The sequence below is a fragment of the Hydrogenophaga sp. R2 genome (assembly GCF_049843595.1).
Taxonomy (GTDB): Bacteria; Pseudomonadota; Gammaproteobacteria; order Burkholderiales; family Burkholderiaceae_C; genus Hydrogenophaga.
In genome coordinates, this window is sequence record NZ_JBBHZN010000004.1 from 293,662 (window position 1) to 311,517 (window position 17,856).

At 70.2% G+C, this 17,856-nt stretch carries 17 protein-coding genes and 1 tRNA gene; 7 read left to right on the top strand and 11 right to left on the bottom strand.

The genetic code is table 11. The features are described from left to right. Positions 1–108 precede the first annotated feature (108 nt). Positions 109–1,482 carry a signal recognition particle protein gene (gene ffh / locus WD026_RS14790; protein ID WP_425724425.1) on the top strand — a complete coding sequence of 458 codons (1,374 nt, stop codon included), beginning with the start codon at positions 109–111 and terminating at the stop codon, positions 1,480–1,482. Here the strand turns inward: ffh and mdoH are convergent. The 8 genes from mdoH to WD026_RS14830 form a co-directional block, all read right to left on the bottom strand. Further along, positions 1,475–3,466: a glucans biosynthesis glucosyltransferase MdoH gene (gene mdoH / locus WD026_RS14795; protein ID WP_425724426.1), complete on the bottom strand. Its 1,992-nt coding sequence runs from the start codon at positions 3,464–3,466 to the stop codon at positions 1,475–1,477. The genes ffh and mdoH overlap by 8 nt on opposite strands. Continuing rightward, positions 3,463–5,052 (bottom strand): glucan biosynthesis protein G, encoded by a 1,590-nt coding sequence (locus tag WD026_RS14800; protein WP_425724427.1) that lies wholly within the window; start codon positions 5,050–5,052, stop codon positions 3,463–3,465. The genes mdoH and WD026_RS14800 overlap by 4 nt, the downstream gene beginning before the upstream one ends. Before the next feature lie 190 nt (positions 5,053–5,242). Then, positions 5,243–6,667 (bottom strand): sigma 54-interacting transcriptional regulator, encoded by a 1,425-nt coding sequence (locus tag WD026_RS14805; RefSeq protein WP_425724428.1) that lies wholly within the window; start codon positions 6,665–6,667, stop codon positions 5,243–5,245. A 56-nt stretch (positions 6,668–6,723) separates the two neighbouring features. Continuing rightward, positions 6,724–7,254, bottom strand: coding sequence for a hypothetical protein (locus WD026_RS14810; protein ID WP_425724429.1), 531 nt, complete (start codon positions 7,252–7,254; stop codon positions 6,724–6,726). Continuing rightward, positions 7,244–8,632 (bottom strand): ATP-binding protein, encoded by a 1,389-nt coding sequence (locus tag WD026_RS14815; protein WP_425724498.1) that lies wholly within the window; start codon positions 8,630–8,632, stop codon positions 7,244–7,246. Before WD026_RS14815 ends, WD026_RS14810 begins: the two co-directional genes overlap by 11 nt. A gap of 26 nt (positions 8,633–8,658) precedes the next feature. After that, entirely contained in the window at positions 8,659–10,011 is a 1,353-nt protein-coding gene (gene miaB / locus WD026_RS14820) for a tRNA (N6-isopentenyl adenosine(37)-C2)-methylthiotransferase MiaB (protein ID WP_425724430.1), read from the bottom strand. Between the two features lie 122 nt (positions 10,012–10,133). Continuing rightward, positions 10,134–10,592, bottom strand: a complete 459-nt coding sequence (locus tag WD026_RS14825; RefSeq protein ID WP_425724431.1) for a hypothetical protein — start codon at positions 10,590–10,592, stop codon at positions 10,134–10,136. After that, the gene (locus WD026_RS14830) at positions 10,589–10,927 is read right to left on the bottom strand and encodes a hypothetical protein (protein ID WP_425724432.1); all 339 of its coding nucleotides are present in this window, start codon (positions 10,925–10,927) and stop codon (positions 10,589–10,591) included. Before WD026_RS14830 ends, WD026_RS14825 begins: the two co-directional genes overlap by 4 nt. A 104-nt stretch (positions 10,928–11,031) precedes the next feature. Here WD026_RS14830 and WD026_RS14835 point away from each other — a divergent pair, with 104 nt between their 5' ends. Both WD026_RS14835 and WD026_RS14840 read left to right on the top strand, forming a co-directional pair. Beyond that, positions 11,032–11,604, top strand: coding sequence for a lipocalin family protein (locus tag WD026_RS14835; RefSeq protein WP_425724433.1), 573 nt, complete (start codon positions 11,032–11,034; stop codon positions 11,602–11,604). Further along, on the top strand, positions 11,591–12,964 hold the full coding sequence (locus WD026_RS14840; RefSeq protein ID WP_425724434.1) for a DASH family cryptochrome: 1,374 nt from the start codon (positions 11,591–11,593) through the stop codon (positions 12,962–12,964). The genes WD026_RS14835 and WD026_RS14840 overlap by 14 nt, the downstream gene beginning before the upstream one ends. Before the next feature lie 9 nt (positions 12,965–12,973). Here WD026_RS14840 and WD026_RS14845 read toward each other — a convergent pair whose 3' ends face one another. The 3 genes from WD026_RS14845 to WD026_RS14855 form a co-directional block, all read right to left on the bottom strand. Beyond that, the gene (locus WD026_RS14845; protein ID WP_425724435.1) at positions 12,974–13,534 is read right to left on the bottom strand and encodes a YaeQ family protein; all 561 of its coding nucleotides are present in this window, start codon (positions 13,532–13,534) and stop codon (positions 12,974–12,976) included. 110 nt (positions 13,535–13,644) lie between these two features. Next, positions 13,645–13,721: transfer RNA gene (locus WD026_RS14850), tRNA-Met, on the bottom strand. Between the two features lie 36 nt (positions 13,722–13,757). After that, a complete protein-coding gene (locus tag WD026_RS14855) occupies positions 13,758–14,540 on the bottom strand; it encodes an enoyl-CoA hydratase (RefSeq protein ID WP_425724436.1) in 783 nt (260 codons plus the stop codon). Between the two features lie 161 nt (positions 14,541–14,701). Here WD026_RS14855 and WD026_RS14860 point away from each other — a divergent pair, with 161 nt between their 5' ends. The 4 genes from WD026_RS14860 to WD026_RS14875 all read left to right on the top strand — a co-directional run bounded on the left by WD026_RS14860 (position 14,702) and on the right by WD026_RS14875 (position 17,853). Next, positions 14,702–15,496, top strand: a complete 795-nt coding sequence (locus WD026_RS14860) for an enoyl-CoA hydratase-related protein (RefSeq protein ID WP_425724437.1) — start codon at positions 14,702–14,704, stop codon at positions 15,494–15,496. Next, complete coding sequence (paaI, locus tag WD026_RS14865; protein WP_425724438.1) at positions 15,496–15,933, top strand: hydroxyphenylacetyl-CoA thioesterase PaaI; 438 nt, start codon at positions 15,496–15,498, stop codon at positions 15,931–15,933. Before WD026_RS14860 ends, paaI begins: the two co-directional genes overlap by 1 nt. Next, positions 15,930–17,240, top strand: a complete 1,311-nt coding sequence (gene paaK / locus WD026_RS14870) for a phenylacetate--CoA ligase PaaK (RefSeq protein ID WP_425724439.1) — start codon at positions 15,930–15,932, stop codon at positions 17,238–17,240. Before paaI ends, paaK begins: the two co-directional genes overlap by 4 nt. A 100-nt stretch (positions 17,241–17,340) precedes the next feature. Then, the gene (locus tag WD026_RS14875) at positions 17,341–17,853 is read left to right on the top strand and encodes a hypothetical protein (protein ID WP_425724440.1); all 513 of its coding nucleotides are present in this window, start codon (positions 17,341–17,343) and stop codon (positions 17,851–17,853) included. Positions 17,854–17,856: the final 3 nt, after the last annotated feature.

Below are 17,856 nucleotides of genomic sequence, written 5' to 3' on the forward strand. Positions count from 1 at the left end.
GGGATGGCCGCGTTCCGGCAGGGCTGGACGGGGGTGCGCGGCTAAAATCATCCGCACAGTTTAACGGCCCCTTTGTGCCGGCCGTTCCCCACTTTCCCCGAGCTCCGCATGGCATCAGCCCTCTCCGAACGCCTGTCACGTATCGTCAAGGAGATGCGTGGGCAGGCCCGCATCACCGAGTCCAACGTCACCGACATGCTGCGCGAGGTGCGCATGGCCTTGCTGGAGGCCGACGTGGCCCTGCCGGTGGTGCGCGACTTCATTGCCCGGGTCAAGGAGCGTGCGCTGGGTGCCGAGGTGGTGGGTTCGCTCACGCCGGGCCAGGCGCTGGTGGGCATCGTCAACCGCGAGCTGGCGGCGACCATGGGCGAGGGGGTGGCCGACATCAATCTGGCCGCGCAACCGCCCGCCGTCATCCTCATGGCCGGCCTGCAGGGCGCCGGCAAGACCACCACCACCGCCAAGCTGGCCCGCCACCTGATCGAGAAGCGCAAGAAGAAGGTGCTCACCGTCTCGGGCGACGTGTACCGCCCGGCTGCCATCGAGCAGCTGCGCACCGTCACCGCGCAGGCCGGGGCCGAGTGGTTTCCCAGCACGCCCGACCAGAAGCCCGCCGACATCGCACGCGCCGCACTCGACCACGCCCGCCGCCACTACTTCGACGTGCTGCTGGTCGACACCGCCGGCCGCTTGGCCATCGACGAAGCGCTGATGCGCGAGATCCAGGAACTGCACGGCATCCTGAACCCGGTCGAGACCCTGTTCGTGGTGGACGCCATGCAGGGTCAGGACGCCATCAACACGGCGCGGGCCTTCAAGGAGGCGCTGCCCCTGACCGGCATCGTGCTGACCAAGCTCGACGGCGACTCGCGCGGCGGTGCCGCCCTGTCGGTGCGCGCCATCACCGGTGCGCCCATCAAGTTTGCGGGCACCTCCGAGAAGCTTGACGGCCTGGAGGTCTTCGATGCCGAACGCCATGCCGGCCGGGTGCTGGGCATGGGCGACATCGTGGCCCTGGTGGAGCAGGTCACGGCCGGTGTGGACATGGCGTCGGCCCAGAAGCTGGCGGCCAAGGTCAAGAGCGGCGAGGGCTTCGACCTCAACGACTTCCTCGACCAGATCCGCCAGATGAAGCAGATGGGGGGCCTGTCCAGCCTGATGGACAAGCTGCCCAGCGCCATGGCTGCCAAGGCCAGCGAGGCCGACCTCGGCCGCGCCGAGAAGGACATCCGGCGCAAGGAAGGCATCATCTGCAGCATGACGCTGCAGGAGCGCCGCAAGCCCGAGATCATCAAGGCCACCCGCAAGCGCCGCATCGCCGCCGGCGCCGGGGTTCATGTGCAGGAAGTCAACCGCCTGCTCAAGGAGTTCGAGCAGATGCAGGGCATGATGAAGAAGATGAAGGGCGGCGGCCTGATGAAGATGATGAAACGCATGGGCGGCATGGGAGGCATGAAGGGCCTCCCGCCGGGCATCAGGTAGGTTTGAGCGCCATCTGGCTGGCGTGGCGCCAGGCGCGGCGCAGCACGGCCGGCGAGGCCGACTCTTCCGGGATCAGCAGCACGCCGCGCGAGCGCATCCACTGACCCAGCTCCACATGGCTGGTCAGCACCGCCAGCGGAATGGCCAGCAGCAGCGGCAGTGCCACCGGCGCCAGCCACAGCAGGGCGCCCGGGTTGATGGCGGCCACACCGGCGGCCATGAGCGCAATCACCAGGCTCATCGGGGCCAGCCGCGCGGCGGCATCGGCCCAGCTCACGCCATTGGCCTCGCGCGGGGGCGACTTCCATTCCAGCTTCATGCCGGTCACGGCCACCAGCACGAACAGCGAATGCGCCAGCATGCGGATGGGCGCCAGCACCAGCGCCAGCAGGGTCTCGGCCAGGGCGCTGATCACCAGCACGCCGCCGCCGCCGAAGGACCTCTGCTCGCCCTTCATGAACACCGCCAGCACGCCCAGCACCCGCGGCAGGAACAGCAGGCACAGGGTGAAGGCCCACAGGCCGCGCAGCTCGGCCGGCACCGCCTGCCACACCGGCGCATCGGTGCCGCCGGTGAGCCACAGGGCGATGCCGATGGACAGGAAGGCCAGCCACAGCGGGGCCGACAGGTAGGACATGGCGCCGATGGCGAACATGCTGCGGTGCACCCGGTGGATGCCCGGCTCGGCCGCCAGCCGGGCGTTCTGCAGGTTGCCCTGGCACCAGCGGCGGTCGCGCTGCAGCTCGCTCAGCAGATCCGGCGGCTGCTGTTCGAAACTGCCCTGCAGGTCGGACACCAGCCACACGTGGTAGCCGGCGCGGCGCATGAGGGCGGCCTCGACGAAGTCGTGCGACAGGATGCCGCCCGACATGCCGCCGGTGCCCCGGATGGGCGCCAGCGCGCAGTGCTTCATGAAGGCCTCGACCCGGATGATGGCGTTGTGGCCCCAGTAGTGCGATTCGCCCAGCTGCCAGAACTGCATGCCCAGGGTGAACAGGCGGCCGGTCACGCGCGAGGCGAACTGCTGCGCGCGCGCATGCAGCGTGGCGTGTCCGATGGACTGGGTGGCGGTCTGGATGATGCCGGCGCGCGGATGCGCTTCCATCAGCTTGACCATGTCGGTCAGGCAGCGGCCGCTCATGACACTGTCGGCATCCAGCACCACCATGTAGCGGTAGTCGCGGCCCCAGCGGCGGCAGAAGTCGGCCACGTTGCCGGCCTTGCGGTGGGTGCGGCGACGGCGCAGGCGGTAATACACCTCCAGCGGCGGCTGGCCGCCGTGCTGGGCCGCCAGGTCGGCACGCAGCTGTTCCCAGGCCGCGCGTTCGGCCTGCGGCACGCCGCTCTGGAAACTGTCGGACAGCACGAACACATCGAACTGGCCGGCGTGGCCGGTGGCAATCAGCGACTCGCAGGTGGCGCGCAGGCCGGCAAACACGGTGGCCACGTCCTCGTTGCAGATCGGCATGACGATGGCGGTGCGGGCCTCGGGGTTCATGGCGTGGTCGCGCACGTCGGCGGCACGCAGGGTGTGGCGGTCGCCCCGCAGCAGCACCCAGAAACCCATCAGCGCGGTCACGAAGCCGGTCACCACCCAGGCCGAGAGCACCGAGAACAGCACCAGCTGCGCCGTCTGCATCCAGCCGCTGCTGCCCTCGGGCTGGGCATCGGCAAACAGCCAGCCGGCCAGGCCGGTGCTCAGCAGCGTGAGCAGCACGAAGGCGGCCCGGCGGCGGCGCGCGGCGCCGTCCCACGGCGTCGGTGCCTCGGCCGGCACAGCGGGCTGGCTCGGCGGCGGGATCAGCCGGTCGGCCAGGGCCAGCGCGCCGGTGCCCACGCTGTTCCAGAAGCCGCGCCAGGGGCGCGGCACCATGGAGCCCCGGTGGATGGGCGGAGCGGTGACCGCGTTGGGATGGCGTTCCTCGCGCAGGGTGCTGCGCGGCGTCACCGCCCGGGTCACGGACAGGCTCTTGGCGGGGCTCATTCGGGCAGCAGCAGGTGTGTCCATGTTTCGCTCACGGCGTGTTGTTGGTGTTGGAGGAAGGCGCGCAGCTCGACCGGCTGGTTCGGGTCGATGCGCACCACGCGCAGGCTCACCCGCCAGGTGCTGGTGGCCGGATTGGGATAGGCCACGGCTTCGATGACACGGCCGTTGGCACTGGCGCTCACGACAGCCTGCACGGCCGCGCCCGGGGGCAGGGCGTCGAGCGCAGGGCCGGCGAAATCGAGCACGAACTTGGGCTGCGCCGACTGCTCGGCCGGGCTGAGGCGGGTGTAGCCGTAGCCCCGGCGGGTCTGGGTCACCCAGCTGGACGGCGGGCGCTGCTGTTCATCGCCCTGCCACGACAGCTCGTAGGCGAATTCCAGTGGCTGGCCCGGCGCCGGCAGGCGGGCCGGCACCCAGTAGGCGACCACGTTGTCGTGGGTCTCGTCGGGCGTGGGCAACTGCACCAGCTCCACCCGACCGGCACCCCAGTTGCCGAGCGGGCGCACCCAGGCGCTGGGGCGGCGCTCGTAGCGGGCTTCCACGTCCTCGTAGCTGGCAAAGCGGCGGTCGCGCTGCATCAGGCCGAAGCCGCGCGGGTTGACGGTGGCGAACGAGCTCACCTGCACGCTGCGCGGCCGCTGCAGCGGGCGCCACAGCCACTCGCCTTCGCCGGTGGCCAGCATCAGGCCGTCGGAGTCGTGCACCTCGGGGCGGAAGTCGCCGGGCAGCGGCTGGTTCTCGCCGGAGAGGAACATGCTGGTCAGCGGCGCCAGGCCCAGGGTGGCCACCGGGGCGGCGCCTTCGCGCAGGTAGACCCGGGCATGCACCGTCATGGTGGTCTGGAAGCCGGGGCGGATGACGAAGCGGTAGGCGCCGGTGGCGCGAGGCGACTCCAGCAGGGCCAGCACCGTCACCTCGCGGTCGGCAGCGGCGGGGCGGCGGACCCAGAACTCGGTGAAGCGGGGGAATTCCTCGCCCTGGCCGCCCACGGTGTCGATGGCCAGGCCGCGCGCCGACAGGCCGTACTGCTGGCCGGCGCCCAGGGCGCGGAAGTAGCTGGCGCCCAGGAACACCGCCAGCTCGTCCTTGTAGGCCACGCTGTTGAGCGGGTAGTGCAGCCGGAAGCCGGCATGGCCCAGGTCGCCCCAGGCGCGGGTGTCGAAGCGGTTGGGGCCGTAGTCGTAGTCGGCGGTGGAAAACGGCAGGTCGGTCACCTGGCCGTCCGGGCCGATCTCGCGGATGCGCACCGGCTCGGTCTGGTACAGGCCCAGGTGGAAGTACTGCAGCTCGAAGGGCAGCTGCTGGCTGCGCCAGGTGCTGCGCTCGGGCCGGAAGCGGATGGCGCGCAGGCCGTCGTAGCTGATGCTGGCCAGCTCGGGCGGCAGGGCTTTGGCCTTGTCGCCGGCTGGCGTCCAGGGCTGGGTGGCGCGGGTCTGGGCGATGTGGGAGACGCCGTCCCAGTCCAGGCCCTGCGCGGCGGCCACAGGGCCGGAAATGGCGGCCAGGCTGACGATCAGGCCGGTCAGCAGGTGCCGGCGCAGGGAGCGGGCGGTACGGCGGACAGGGTGAAAAACCAGGGACATGCCCTGTATAGGGCAAACCCCGTGCCAGCGCGAAAAAATCGTTTCACATCAAGCACTTGCGGGCTGGCGCAGGTGTGTCATGGCGACACAGGCCGAAATATCAGGGTAAACCCGCGTTTTTTGTCGCCGGATGGCGACAGGCCTGTGACGTGCAGAGAAAAAACCGTTGCAGATCAACGGCTTGTGGCTGTCACTCTGTGGCGACAGGCTCGGTGCCGGCCCCGCCGCCGTCGTTCTTGAACAGGCCCGGGGTGAGCGCGTGCTTCTGCAGCAGGCGGTAGAACTCGGTGCGGTTGCGTTCGGCCAGGCGGGCGGCGTCGGCCACGTTGCCGTCGGTCATCTTCAGCAGGCCCACCAGGTAGTCGCGCTCGAAGCGCTGCTTGGCCTCGGCATAGCTCAGCACCTCCACCGCCGGCGTGCGCAGGGCGCGCTGCACCAGCGCCAGCGACACCAGCGGGGTGGTGGCCAGGGCACAGACCTGCTCCACCACGTTGTAGAGCTGGCGCACATTGCCCGGCCAGCTGGCCAGGGTGAGGGCCTTGAGGGCCTCGGGCGCGAAGCCGGAACTGCGCTTGCCGTACTTGGCCGCGAGCTTCGCCAGGAAGTGGTTGGCCAGCAGGGCGATGTCCTCGCGCCGCTCGGCTAACGTAGGCAGGGTGAGCGTGACCACGTTGAGGCGGTAGTACAGGTCTTCGCGGAACTGCCCCTGCGCCATGGCGGCCTCCAGGTCGCGGTGGGTGGCCGAGACGATGCGCACGTCCACCGGGATGGACTGGCTGGACCCCAGCGGGCGCACCGCGCGTTCCTGCAGCACCCGCAGCAGCTTGACCTGCAGGGCCGGCGGCATGTCGCCGATCTCGTCGAGCAGCAGGGTGCCGCCGTCGGCCGCCTGGAACAGGCCCTTGTGGTGGGCCACCGCGTCGGTGAAGGCGCCCTTGACGTGACCGAACAGCTCGGACTCCAGCAGCGCCTCCGGGATGGCGCCGCAGTTGACCGCGATGAAGGGCTTGCCGGCGCGCCTGCTGGCCTTGTGGATGGCGCGCGCCAGCACCTCCTTGCCGGTGCCGGAGTCGCCGCGCAGCAGCACGCTGGCGTCGCTGCGGGCCACCATGCGGGCCTCGGCCAGCAGATCGGCCATGCGGCTGGAGCGGCTGACGATCTCCGACCGCCAGGCCTCGTCCACCGGTTCGCTCGGGCCTTCGCTGGAGCCCAGGGCCAGCGCCTGGCCGATCTTCTCCAGCAGTTCGCGGGCCTCGAAGGGCTTGGTGAGGTAGCTGAACACGCCGCGCGAGGTGGCCTCCACCGCGTCGGGGATGGTGCCGTGCGCGGTGAGCAGGATCACCGGCAGCGACGGGTGCCGCGCCCGGATGTCGTCGAACAGGGCCAGGCCGTCGCGGCCGGGCAGGCGCACGTCCGACACCACCACCTGGGGCCGTTCGATGTCGAGCTGCGCCAGCGCGGCCTCGGCCGAGCCCACGGCGCTCACCTGGTAGCCGGCCGCGCCCAGGCGCATGGACAGCAGGCGCAGCATGTCGGCATCGTCGTCCACCACCAGCAGGCGCGCACGGCGCGCGGTGGTGGTGACGGCCTGGGGGGAAGAAGCGGTGTCGGCCATGGCGGTGGGACAGGTGGCAGGCGCGATGGTTCCGGGGTGGTGTGGCTGCGGCGGGCTCAGGGCGCAGGCGGCCGCGGCGTGCGTGGCGTGAGGCTGCGTTCGATGGCGCGCATGGCCTCCAGCCGCTCGTTGAGCTGGTCGATGCGGCGCTGCGCGTCGCGGATCTGCTGGGCCTGCCGGTCGGCCAGGTCTTCCAGCCGGCGCTGTTCCATCAGGCGCGCGGCCAGCAGCCGGGCCAGGGGCTGCAGCGCGGCGGCCTGGGGCTGGGTGCTGGTGGTCACCCGCTGCACCAGGCCCAGGGCGCGGGCGGTGTCCACCGGCTGGTGGGTCTGCACCAGCGCCAGGGCCAGCTGCAGCTGCAGGTGGGGCACGTCGCCCCCGTCGCCCAGGCTGGCGATCTCGGTGGCGAGTTCGGCGGGCCCCAGCTGGCGCACCCGGTCGGCGTAGGCCAGCACATGGGCCACGGCCACACGGTCGTCGGCGGCGGCCGGGGTGGCGCTGCAGGCGCTGGCCAGCAGCGACAGCGCCAGCAGCAGGGCGGCGACCAGGCGTGGGCGTCGCAGGGAAGGCAGGGTGTCAGCTGGCATGGGGTAGCTCGATGCGGAAATGGGCGCCGCCGGGTTGCGGCACCAGGGATACGCGCCCACCGTGGGCGACCACGTATTCATGGACGATGGACAGGCCGATGCCGGTGCCCTTGACCGCTTGCGGCGGCTGGCGCTGGCCCCGGTAGAAAGGCTCGAAGATGCGTTCGCGGTCGGGCTCGGCCACGCCGGGCCCCTGGTCGATGATGTCCACGCTGGCGCGCCCGGGCAGGTCGTTCACCAGCACCCGGATCACGCCGCCGTCGGGCGAGAAGCGGATGGCGTTGAGCAGCAGGTTGCCCAGGGCCGAGGCCATCTTCTCGCGGTCCAGCGGCAGCACCACCGGCGAGCCTTCCACCCGCACCAGCAGGCCGCGCGCCTGCCAGTGCAGCCGTTGTGCCTGTACCTGGTCGTTGGTCAGGGTGAGCAGGTCGGTGCGTTCGCGCTTGAGCTGCCGCGCCTCGAAGGCGGCGGCATTGAAGCGCAGCAGGGCCTCGATCTGGTCCTGCAGCTGGCCTGTGTTGTGCTGCAGGATGCGCACCACCTCGGCCTGATCGGGGGTCAGCGGCCCGGCCACGCCGTCGCCCAGCACCGCCACGCCTTCGCGCAGCGAGGCCAGGGGCGTCTTGAGCTCGTGCGAGATGTGGCGCAGGAAGCGCGCCTTGTCGGCGTCCAGTTCGGTCAGGCGCAGGCGCAGCCAGTCGAGCTGCTGGCTGACCCGGCGCACGTCGGTCGGGCCGGGGATGTCGATGGGGGCTTCCAGCTGGTTCTCGCCCAGGGCCACGATGGCTTTTTCCAGCCGCTGGAACGGCCGCGCCAGCCACACACCGAAGCCCACCGCCAGCGCGGCGGCCAGGCCGATGGAGCCCAGCACCTGCTGGGCCAGCTGCTGGCGGCTGGTCTCGAAGCGGGCCTGCAGCGCCTCGTTGCGTTGCGTGATCAGGCTCTGCACCTGCTGGGCGATCAGCGTGGTGTAGCCGTCGAGTTCGCGGAAGGCCCGCGCCACCTCGCGTTCGCGGTCGAGTGCGGTCTCGGGCGGGCCATCGAGCAGATGGCCGATGGCCTGGATCTGCTCGCGCCAGGGGCGGGCGAACTCGTCGGGCAGGTCGTTGGCGGTGAGCCGGTCCAGCGTGGTGGCGGCCTGCCGGGCGGCCTCGTCGAAACGCTGGCGCAGCTGCCGGTCGCGCAGCACCAGCGACTGCCGGGCCGCCCGCTCCATGGCCACGCTGCGTTCCCCCAGCGACTGGGCGGCGGTGGACAGCGCGATGGCCTGATCGGCCCCCTCGCGGCCCTGCGCCATGAGCGACTCCAGCGAGAACAGCGCGCGCACCGCAGCGGCCCCCAGCAGCGCTCCGATCAGCAGGAACGCCACCAGCAGCATCTGCTGGAACGACAGCGACGACGGTTTCACGCCTCGACGGTCAGCACGTCGCCGCGCAGCGAGTGCGGCAGGGCCTGGGTGATGCGCACGTCGATCATCTGGCCGACCAGGCGGGCGCCGTTCGGGCCGCCGTCGAAGTTGACGATGCGGTTGCACTCGGTGCGGCCCATGAGTTCGGCCGCGCCACCCGGGCCGGGCCGGCGCGAGGGGCCCTCCACCAGGATGCGCTGCACCGTGCCTTCGCGGCTGGCGCTGATGCGGCGCACGTTGGCCTCGATGGTGGCCTGCAGGTGTTGCAGGCGCTGCAGCTTGACCTCGTGCGGCGTGTCGTCCGGCAGGTTGGCCGCCGGGGTGCCCGGGCGCGGGCTGAAGATGAAGCTGAAGCTGCTGTCGAAGCCCACGTCCTCGATGAGCTTCATCATCTTGCCGAAGTCGTCCTCGGTCTCGCCGGGGAAGCCGACGATGAAGTCGCTGCTCATGGAGATGTCGGGCCGGATGGCCCGCAGCTTGCGGATGGTGCTCTTGTATTCCATGGCGGTGTAGCCGCGCTTCATGGCCATGAGGATGCGGTCCGATCCGTGCTGCACCGGCAGGTGCAGGTGGTTCACCAGCTGCGGGATGCGGGCATAGGCCTCGATCAGGCGCGGGGTGAACTCGTTGGGGTGGCTGGTGGTGTAGCGGATGCGCTCGATGCCGGGGATGGCGGCCACGTATTCCAGCAGCAGGGCGAAGTCGGCGATCTCGGCCGTGTTGCCCATGGCGCCGCGGTAGGCGTTCACGTTCTGGCCCAGCAGCGTCACCTCGCGCACGCCCTGGTCGGCCAGCCCGGCCACCTCCACCAGCACGTCGTCGAACGGGCGGCTGACCTCTTCGCCCCGGGTGTAGGGCACCACGCAGTAGCTGCAGTACTTGGAGCAGCCTTCCATGATGGACACAAACGCCGAGGCGCCCTCCACCTTGGCCGGCGGCAGGTGGTCGAACTTCTCGATCTCGGGGAAGCTGATGTCCACCTGCGGCCGCTCCTGCTGCTGGCGCTGGTTCAGCAGCTCGGGCAGGCGGTGCAGGGTCTGCGGGCCGAACACCACGTCCACGAAGGGCGCGCGCTTGATGATCTCGGCGCCTTCCTGGCTGGCCACGCAGCCGCCCACGCCGATCAGCACGCCCTTCTTCTTGAGGTGCTTCACCCGGCCCAGGTCGGAGAACACCTTCTCCTGCGCCTTCTCGCGCACCGAACAGGTGTTGAACAGGATCAGGTCGGCCTCTTCCACGTCCTGCGTGGGTTCGTAGCCCTGGGCAGCGCCCAGCACGTCGGCCATCTTGTCCGAGTCGTACTCGTTCATCTGGCAGCCGAAGGTCTTGATGAAAACTTTGCGGGTCATGGAATGGCTCCTGGAACGCCGGGGCAGGGGCAGGCCCGGCGTGGGCGTCGGCGGTCGGCGCCGACAGCAATGCAAGGGGATGCCGGCGGCACCTCGGTGGTGCCGCAGCGGCAGGGAGGGGGTCAGTCGGCGGCCGGCTTGACCGGCGGCTTGTAGGCGCGCGGGTCGGGCTCGGGGATCATGGACTCGAAGACGTAGTTGCGGGTCACGCCCAGGGTGCGGCGTTCTTCCTTGCGTTCTTCGGGGGTGAGGATCCAGACCATCTGGATCTGGCCTCGCCCGTCGACCTTGTAGTTCACCACCACTTCCTTGCCCACCAGGGAGGCCGGGCGCAGCACGGTGTTGTTGTCGCTCAGGATCCGGGCGCCGGGGGAGAGCCGCACCTCGCGGTCGTCCATGCGGCCGTAGGGGGGTTGGGTCATTTCCAGCGTGCCGCGCAGGGCATCCTTGGGGAAAGGGCGCTTGAGCGACTGGGCCTGGGCGGGCAGGCTGCCGAGCAGCAGACCTGCGGCCAGTGCCAGGGCGGAGAACGGAATGCAGCGGTTCATGGTGTAGATCCAGAGGCTGTGGGAAAGCGTCATTTTCGCACGGGGCCTTCGGCCGGCTGGTCGGCGTCCACCAGCGGGTAGGCGTCGGCCACGTAGGCCGGTCCTTTCATGACCATCACGATGAAGGCGCCGATGCCCACGGTGAACAGCGCGGTCCACCACAGGATGACCACCGCCACCGCCAGGATGTCGATCAGCCCGATGCGGGCCGCCAGCTCGGCCGCCGGCAGCTCCCAGGGCCACAGCCGGGCCATGCCGGCGCTCATGGCGGGCACCACGGTGCCCCCGAGCAACCACACCGGCAGGCGACGCAGCACCACGCGTTCGCGTCCGTAGGGGGTGCGGGTGTGGCCGGGCAGTCGTCGCATGGTCGGGGAAGCTCCATATCCCTGCGCCTGCAGGGCAGGGGGCAGGCAGCCAGAATCAACAGACGTCCATTCTGCGCCCGCACCCGTGGCGGGCCTGCTGATCCATGTCAAACCCGACCTCTTTGCCCCGACGCCGCTGGCTGTCTGCCGGCCTGCTGGGCGCCGCCCTGCTGTCTTCCACCCTGCTCGCCGGCTGCTTCACCGGCGTGCCCAAGGGCGCGGTGCCGGTGAGCCCCTTCGATGTGCAGCGTTACCTGGGCACCTGGTACGAGATCGCCCGGCTCGACCATGCCTTCGAGCGCGGCCTGACCGACGTGAACGCCACCTACGCGCTCAAGGCGGATGGCAGCGTGTCGGTGCTCAACCGGGGTTTTGACCCGGTCAAGGGCGTCTGGAAAGAGGCCGAAGGCCGCGCGCTGTTCATCGGCGACCGCCAGACCGGCTCGCTCAAGGTGAGCTTCTTCGGCCCCTTCTTCGGCGGCTACCACGTGGTGGCGCTGGACCCCGACTACCGCTGGGCCATGGTGATCGGCCCCGACACCGGCTACCTGTGGATCCTGGCGCGCGAACGCACGCTGGACGCCGCCGTGCGCGAGAAGCTGCTGGCCCAGGCCGCGTCGCTCGGCGTGGACACGAAAGGCCTGATCTGGGTGGAGCACGGACGTGCCCCGCGCTGAGGGTGGCCTGGCCGGCATCGACGCCGGTCAGTCGCCGGTGCAGGTGGCGCGCCAGTGCACCGGAAAGCGCGTCATCCACTGGTTCCGCCGCGACCTGCGCCTGGCCGACCTGCCCGGGCTGCGCGCCGCGATGGACGCTGCCGCGCTGCTGCCGGTGTGGGTGGACGAGGCGCGCTGGCACCAGCCCGGCCCATGGGGCATGACCCCGCTGGGGCCGCACCGCGCGCGCTTCCAGGCCGATGCGGTGGCCGACCTCGACCGTGGCCTGCGGGCGCTGGGCAGCCGCCTGTGGGCGCAGTCCGGCGATCCGGTGGCGGTGATCACCGCCCTGGTCCAGGCGGCGGCCATCGATGTGGTGGTGACCCAGGCCGAGGTGGCGCCGTACGAGCAGGACGACGTGGCGGCGCTGCGGCGCGCCGGCGCGCAGGCCGGTTTCCAGGTGCTCACCGTGGCGCCCACCAGCCTGTTCGATCTGGTCGACCTGCCGTTCAAGCCCGGTGCCGTGCCCACCGTGTTCGCCCCCTTCCGCCACGCTGTGGAGGGCGAACGCACGCCGGTGCATGCGCCCCTGGCCGCACCCCGCAGCCTGCCGCCGCTGCCCGACACCACCGGCCTGCCCGAGCCGGTGCTGCCGGCGGTGGACGCGTCCGGCGGAGACGACCCGCGCAGCTCCTTCCCCTATGCCCGACCCGGCTGGACCGGCTCGGCCCGCGACGCCCTGGCCCATGTGCAGCGCTACTTCGCCGGCCCGCTGCCGCGCCAGTACAAGGCCACGCGCAACAGCCTCTCGGGCACCGGCTTCTCCACCAAGTTCTCGCCCTGGCTGGCCACCGGCGCGCTCTCGCCCCGGCAGATCCATGCCGAGCTGCTGGCGCACGAGGCGCGGGAAGGCGCGAGCGACGGCAGCCGCTGGATCGTGTTCGAGCTGCTGTGGCGCGAGCATTTCCGGCTGCTGCACCACCGCTTCGGCCGCAAGCTCTACCGGGGCCGTGGCCTGACCGATCAACCCCCGCCGCGCCACAACCCGCAGGGCTTTGCGCGCTGGCAGGCCGGGCGCACCGGCGAGCCGCTGGTGGACGCGGCCATGCGCGAACTGGCCGCCACCGGCTTCATGAGCAACCGCCTGCGCCAGCTGGTGGCGAGCTACCTGATCCACGACCTGGGTGGCGACTGGCGCGCCGGTGCCGCCTGGTTCGAGCACCTGCTGCTGGACCACGACGTGCACAGCAACCACGGCAACTGGCTCTACATCAGCGGGCGCGGCACCGACCCGCGTGGCGGCCGGCGCTTCAACCCGGAAAAGCAGGCGCGTGAACACGACCCCGACGGGGCCTTCGTGAAGATGTGGATGGGCCGCTGAGGCCCAGGGTCACTTCCAGCGGATGGCGTCGACCTGCACGCTGCCCATGTTGCTGCTGAGCGTGAGGCCGCCTTCCTGCACCGTGGCCTGCAGCTGCATGCTGCGTTCGGCCAGGGCGGCCAGCGCGGGCGCCACCTCGGTGGGCAGGCGCCATACCTGCAGGCGGTCGAGCCGGGTGAGTTTGGTCTCGATGCCACGCCACCACACATCGGCCGCACTGCCGAAGGCATAGACGATCACCGCATCGGCCTTGCTGCAGGCCTTGGCCAGTGGCTTGTCCTCAGGCTGGCCGACCTCGATCCACAGGCGCTTGCGGCCGGTGAAGTCGGTCAGCGAGACATCGGGGTCTTCCGGGTCGGACAGGCCGGCGCCGAAGGCCAGGGTGCCGTCACCGCGGCAGGTGTCCTGCAGCTCGTGGGCCTGCAGGGCCAGCGCCACCAGGCGCACCATCATGCGTTCGTCGGTCTCGCTGGGATGGCGGGCCAGGGTGAGCGCATGGTCGGCGTAGTAACCGTGGTCGATGTCGGCGATCTGCAGGTTCGCCTTGAAGATGGTGGACTTGAGGGCCATGCGGTTTGCCGGGAATGAAGCCGAGGATGGGGCCGAGGATGGGGCCCGAAATGAAGAAGGGCGGGTGCCGTTGCCGGTACCCGCCCTTGCCTGATCGTGTGGATCGAATCTGGTGGCGATAGGTGGACTTGAACCACCGACATCAGCATTATGAATGCTGCGCTCTAACCAACTGAGCTATATCGCCGAAAGCCGACATTATAGACCGAAATTCAGGCCGTCTTCAACGGTGCTTCCAGGCCGGGGCCCGCTTGTTGACGAAGGCGTCCATGCCTTCCTTCTGGTCTTCGGTGGCGAACAGCGCGTGGAACAGGCGGCGCTCGAACATCACGCCGTCGGACAGCGAGCCTTCGAACGCACGGTTCACCGCTTCCTTGGCCGCCATCACGCTGGGCAGCGAATAGTCGCAGATGCTGAGTGCCGCGCCCAGGGCCTCGTCCATCAGCTTGTCCAGCGGCACCACGCGGCTCACCAGACCGGCCCGTTCGGCCTCGGTGGCGTCCATCATGCGGCCGGTCAGGCACATGTCCATGGCCTTGGACTTGCCCACGGCGCGCGGCAGGCGCTGGCTGCCGCCGGCACCCGGAATCACGCCGAGCTTGATCTCGGGCTGGCCGAACTTCGCGTTGTCGGCGGCGATGATGAAGTCGCACATCATGGCCAGCTCGCAGCCGCCGCCCAGGGCAAAGCCCGACACGGCCGCGATCACCGGCTTGCGCACGCTGCGGATGGTTTCCCAGTTGCGGGTGATGTAGTCGCCCACGTACACGTCGGCAAAGCTGTACTTGGCCATGGCACCGATGTCGGCGCCGGCGGCAAAGGCCTTCTCGCTGCCGGTGACGATCATGCAGCCGATCTCGGGGTCGGCGTCGAAGGCGGCCAGCGCCGCGCCCAGCTCGTTCATGAGCTGGTCGTTCAGCGCATTGAGCTGCTTGGGCCGGTTCAGGGTGACGATGCCGACGCGGCCTTCGGTGCGAACCAGGATGGTCTCGGGGGTGGTGCTCATGCAGGGGTCCTTGCAAGGGAAAAATCGGGATCAGCCGGACACTATACCGGGGTACAACCCCGGGAAAACATTAACCGACCGACTGGTTGGCGAATGCTACATTGCACCGCAGCAGGCCAGGACCCATGCCGTCCTGGCCGCCATCCGACCGAGGAGACAACATGACCGAACCCACCGTGCGGTACGAGGAGCGCGGGGCCGTGGCCCTGCTCACGCTCAACCGGCCCGAGGCGCTGAACAGCTTCACCCGCGCCATGCACCGCGACCTCTGGGCCGCGCTCGACCGCGCCGAGGCCAACCCGGCCATCCGCGCCATGGTCATCACCGGGGCCGGGCGCGGCTTCTGCGCCGGTGCCGATCTGTCGGAATTCGATTTCGAACCCGGTCCCGACCTGGTGGAACGCGCCGACCCGGGCCCGGTCATCGAGCAGGCCTTCAACCCCACGGCGCGCCGCCTGCAGGCCCTGCGCATGCCGGTGGTGGCGGCGGTCAATGGCGTGGCCGCCGGGGCCGGTGCCTCGCTGGTCATGTGCTGCGACATCGCCATTGCCGCACCCGGTGCCAGCTTCATCCAGGCCTTCAGCAAGATCGGCCTGATTCCGGACGCCGGCGGCAGCTGGCTGCTGGTGGAGCGCCTCGGTCTGGCCCGCGCCATGGCGCTGGCCATGACCGGCGACAAGCTGCCGGCCGCGCAGGCCCGCGACTGGGGAATGATCTGGGACGTGTCCGACGACTGCCTGGGCGCCTCCATGGCCATGGCCGAGCGTCTGGCCGTCATGCCCACCAAGGCGCTGGTGGCCACGCGCGAACTGCTGCGCGCCGCCGGCACCCGCAGCTTCAGCGAGCAGCTCGATGCCGAGCGCGACACCCAGTCGGCGCTGGGCCGCACGCACGACTACATCGAAGGCGTGATGGCGTTCCGCCAGAAGCGCGCCCCTCAGTTCAAGGGGGCCTGATGACACCCGAGCAACGCGCCCGCCAGGTGGGCGAGACCATGTTCGCCAACGATGTGGCCAGCCGCGACACCATGGGCATGGAGCTGCTGGCCTGCGAGCCGGGCCGCGCCGTGATGCGCATGGTGGTGACGCCCCGGCACCTCAACGGCCACCGCATCTGCCATGGCGGTTTCGTGTTCACCCTGGCCGACTCCACCTTTGCGTTTGCCTGCAACAGCCACAACCGCAATGCGGTGGCGGCCGGCTGCAGCATCGAGTTCCTGCGGCCATCTCACGAGGGCGACGTGCTCACCTGCGAGGGCCTGGAGCAGACCCTCAGCGGCCGCCACGGCATCTACGACATGAAGGTCACCAACCAGCGCGGCGAGGCGGTGGCCCTGTTCCGGGGCAAGAGCGCCCAGATCGCCGGCACCGTGTTCCCCGAGGACCAGCCATGACCCGACTCTCTGCCGGCGGCCTGCCGCTCGACCCCATTGAAACCGCCAGCGTGGACGAGCTGCGGTCGCTGCAGCTCAAGCGCCTGAAGGCCACGCTGCGCCACGCCTACGCCAATTCGCCGGTGTATCGCGCCAAGTTCGACGCGGCCGGCGTGCACCCGGACGACCTGCACAGCCTGGCCGATCTGGCGAAGTTCCCCTTCACCACCAAGCAGGACCTGCGCGAGAGCTACCCCTGGGGCATGTTCGCCGTGCCGCGCGAGCAGTGCGCCCGCATCCACGCCAGCAGCGGCACCACCGGCAAGCCCACGGTGGTGGGCTACACCGCGCGCGACATCGACATGTGGGCCGGCGTGGTGGCACGCAGCATCCGCGCGGCCGGTGCGCGGCGCGGCGACCTGGTGCACATCAGCTATGGCTACGGCCTGTTCACCGGCGGCCTGGGCGCGCACTACGGCGCAGAAAAGCTGGGCCTGACCGTGGTGCCCTTCGGCGGCGGCCAGACCGAGCGCCAGGTGCAGCTGATCCAGGACTTCCGGCCCGACATCATCATGGTCACGCCCAGCTACATGCTGGCCATTGCGGACGAGTTCCAGCGCATCGGCCTGGACCCGCGCGAATCCAGCCTGCGCACCGGCATCTTCGGTGCCGAGCCCTGGACCAACGACATGCGTGTGGCCATCGAGGCCCGCATGGGCATCGATGCGGTGGACATCTACGGCCTGTCGGAAGTGATCGGCCCCGGCGTGGCTAACGAGTGCGTGGAGACCAAGGACGGCCCCACCATCTGGGAAGACCACTTCTACCCCGAGATCATCGACCCCGAGACCGGCGAGGTGCTGCCCGACGGCCAGCCCGGCGAGCTGGTGTTCACCAGCCTGACCAAGGAAGCGCTGCCCATCATCCGTTACCGCACCCGGGATCTGACGCGCCTGCTGCCCGGCACGGCCCGCAGCATGCGCCGCATGGAGAAGATCACCGGCCGCAGCGACGACATGATGATCGTGCGCGGCGTCAACGTCTTCCCGACCCAGATCGAGGAGCTGATCCTGCAGCGCCCCGAGCTCAGCGCGCACTACCAGTGCGTGCTGACCCGCAGCGGCCCCATGGACGAGCTGACCGTGGTGGTGGAGACCGCGCCGGGCGTCTCGCCCACCAGCGAGGCGGCATCGGCCGCCGCTGCGCGGCTGCAGCACGACATCAAGACCTTCATCGGCACCAGCGCCCACATCACGCTGCGGCCCGAAGGCGGGGTGGAGCGCAGCCAGGGCAAGGCGCGGCGGGTGGTCGACCAGCGTCCGAAATGACGCGGTCATGCGGCGGCCCTAAAACCTAAGTTCACTGCGGTCAACCCGGATAGGCTGCCGGGCACCGCGTGTCCTACAGTGCCGGCAACCAAGGGAGTCCATGGACAAGAACACCGTGTTTTCCAAGACCGACGCGGGTCGCGAGGCGTTGACCAATCGCCCGCCGGCGCTGGGCCCGCGCCTGCGGTCGTTGCTCATCATGGTCGACGGCAAACGCCGCGTCGAAGAGTTCAACCAGCTGCTGGGCGGCGACGGTGCGGTGGCGCTGCTGGAACAGCTGGAACAGCAGGGATGGATCGAGGCGCCCCGCGCCGCTGCGCCAGTGGCACCCGCTGCGGCCGCCCCGTCGGCCGTCCAGGCCGCAACGGGTGCGGCATCGGTCGTCATCGAGGTGCTGCCCCTGGCCGAGGCCCGCAAGGGCGTGGTGCGATTCATCAACGACCAGCTCGGCCCCATGGGCGAATCGCTGGCCATGAAGGTCGAGGGCTGCAAGACGGCGGCCGAGCTGCAGGCCCAGCTGCCGCGCATCCGCGACGGCCTGCGCAACATGAAGGGCGCCGGCGTGGTGCAGCAGTTCGATCAGGCCTGGGCCAGCCGCCTGCCACCGGCCTGAAGC

Coding starts and splice junctions, on each gene's coding strand:
- ffh (WP_425724425.1), top strand. CDS start 109: ATGGCATCAGCCCTCTCCGAACGCCTGTCACGTATCGTCAAGGAGATG.
- mdoH (WP_425724426.1), bottom strand. CDS start 3,466: ATGAGCCCCGCCAAGAGCCTGTCCGTGACCCGGGCGGTGACGCCGCGC.
- WD026_RS14800 (WP_425724427.1), bottom strand. CDS start 5,052: ATGTCCCTGGTTTTTCACCCTGTCCGCCGTACCGCCCGCTCCCTGCGC.
- WD026_RS14805 (WP_425724428.1), bottom strand. CDS start 6,667: ATGGCCGACACCGCTTCTTCCCCCCAGGCCGTCACCACCACCGCGCGC.
- WD026_RS14810 (WP_425724429.1), bottom strand. CDS start 7,254: ATGCCAGCTGACACCCTGCCTTCCCTGCGACGCCCACGCCTGGTCGCC.
- WD026_RS14815 (WP_425724498.1), bottom strand. CDS start 8,632: ATGCTGCTGGTGGCGTTCCTGCTGATCGGAGCGCTGCTGGGGGCCGCT.
- miaB (WP_425724430.1), bottom strand. CDS start 10,011: ATGACCCGCAAAGTTTTCATCAAGACCTTCGGCTGCCAGATGAACGAG.
- WD026_RS14825 (WP_425724431.1), bottom strand. CDS start 10,592: ATGACGCTTTCCCACAGCCTCTGGATCTACACCATGAACCGCTGCATT.
- WD026_RS14830 (WP_425724432.1), bottom strand. CDS start 10,927: ATGCGACGACTGCCCGGCCACACCCGCACCCCCTACGGACGCGAACGC.
- WD026_RS14835 (WP_425724433.1), top strand. CDS start 11,032: ATGTCAAACCCGACCTCTTTGCCCCGACGCCGCTGGCTGTCTGCCGGC.
- WD026_RS14845 (WP_425724435.1), bottom strand. CDS start 13,534: ATGGCCCTCAAGTCCACCATCTTCAAGGCGAACCTGCAGATCGCCGAC.
- WD026_RS14855 (WP_425724436.1), bottom strand. CDS start 14,540: ATGAGCACCACCCCCGAGACCATCCTGGTTCGCACCGAAGGCCGCGTC.
- WD026_RS14860 (WP_425724437.1), top strand. CDS start 14,702: ATGACCGAACCCACCGTGCGGTACGAGGAGCGCGGGGCCGTGGCCCTG.
- paaI (WP_425724438.1), top strand. CDS start 15,496: ATGACACCCGAGCAACGCGCCCGCCAGGTGGGCGAGACCATGTTCGCC.
- paaK (WP_425724439.1), top strand. CDS start 15,930: ATGACCCGACTCTCTGCCGGCGGCCTGCCGCTCGACCCCATTGAAACC.
- WD026_RS14875 (WP_425724440.1), top strand. CDS start 17,341: ATGGACAAGAACACCGTGTTTTCCAAGACCGACGCGGGTCGCGAGGCG.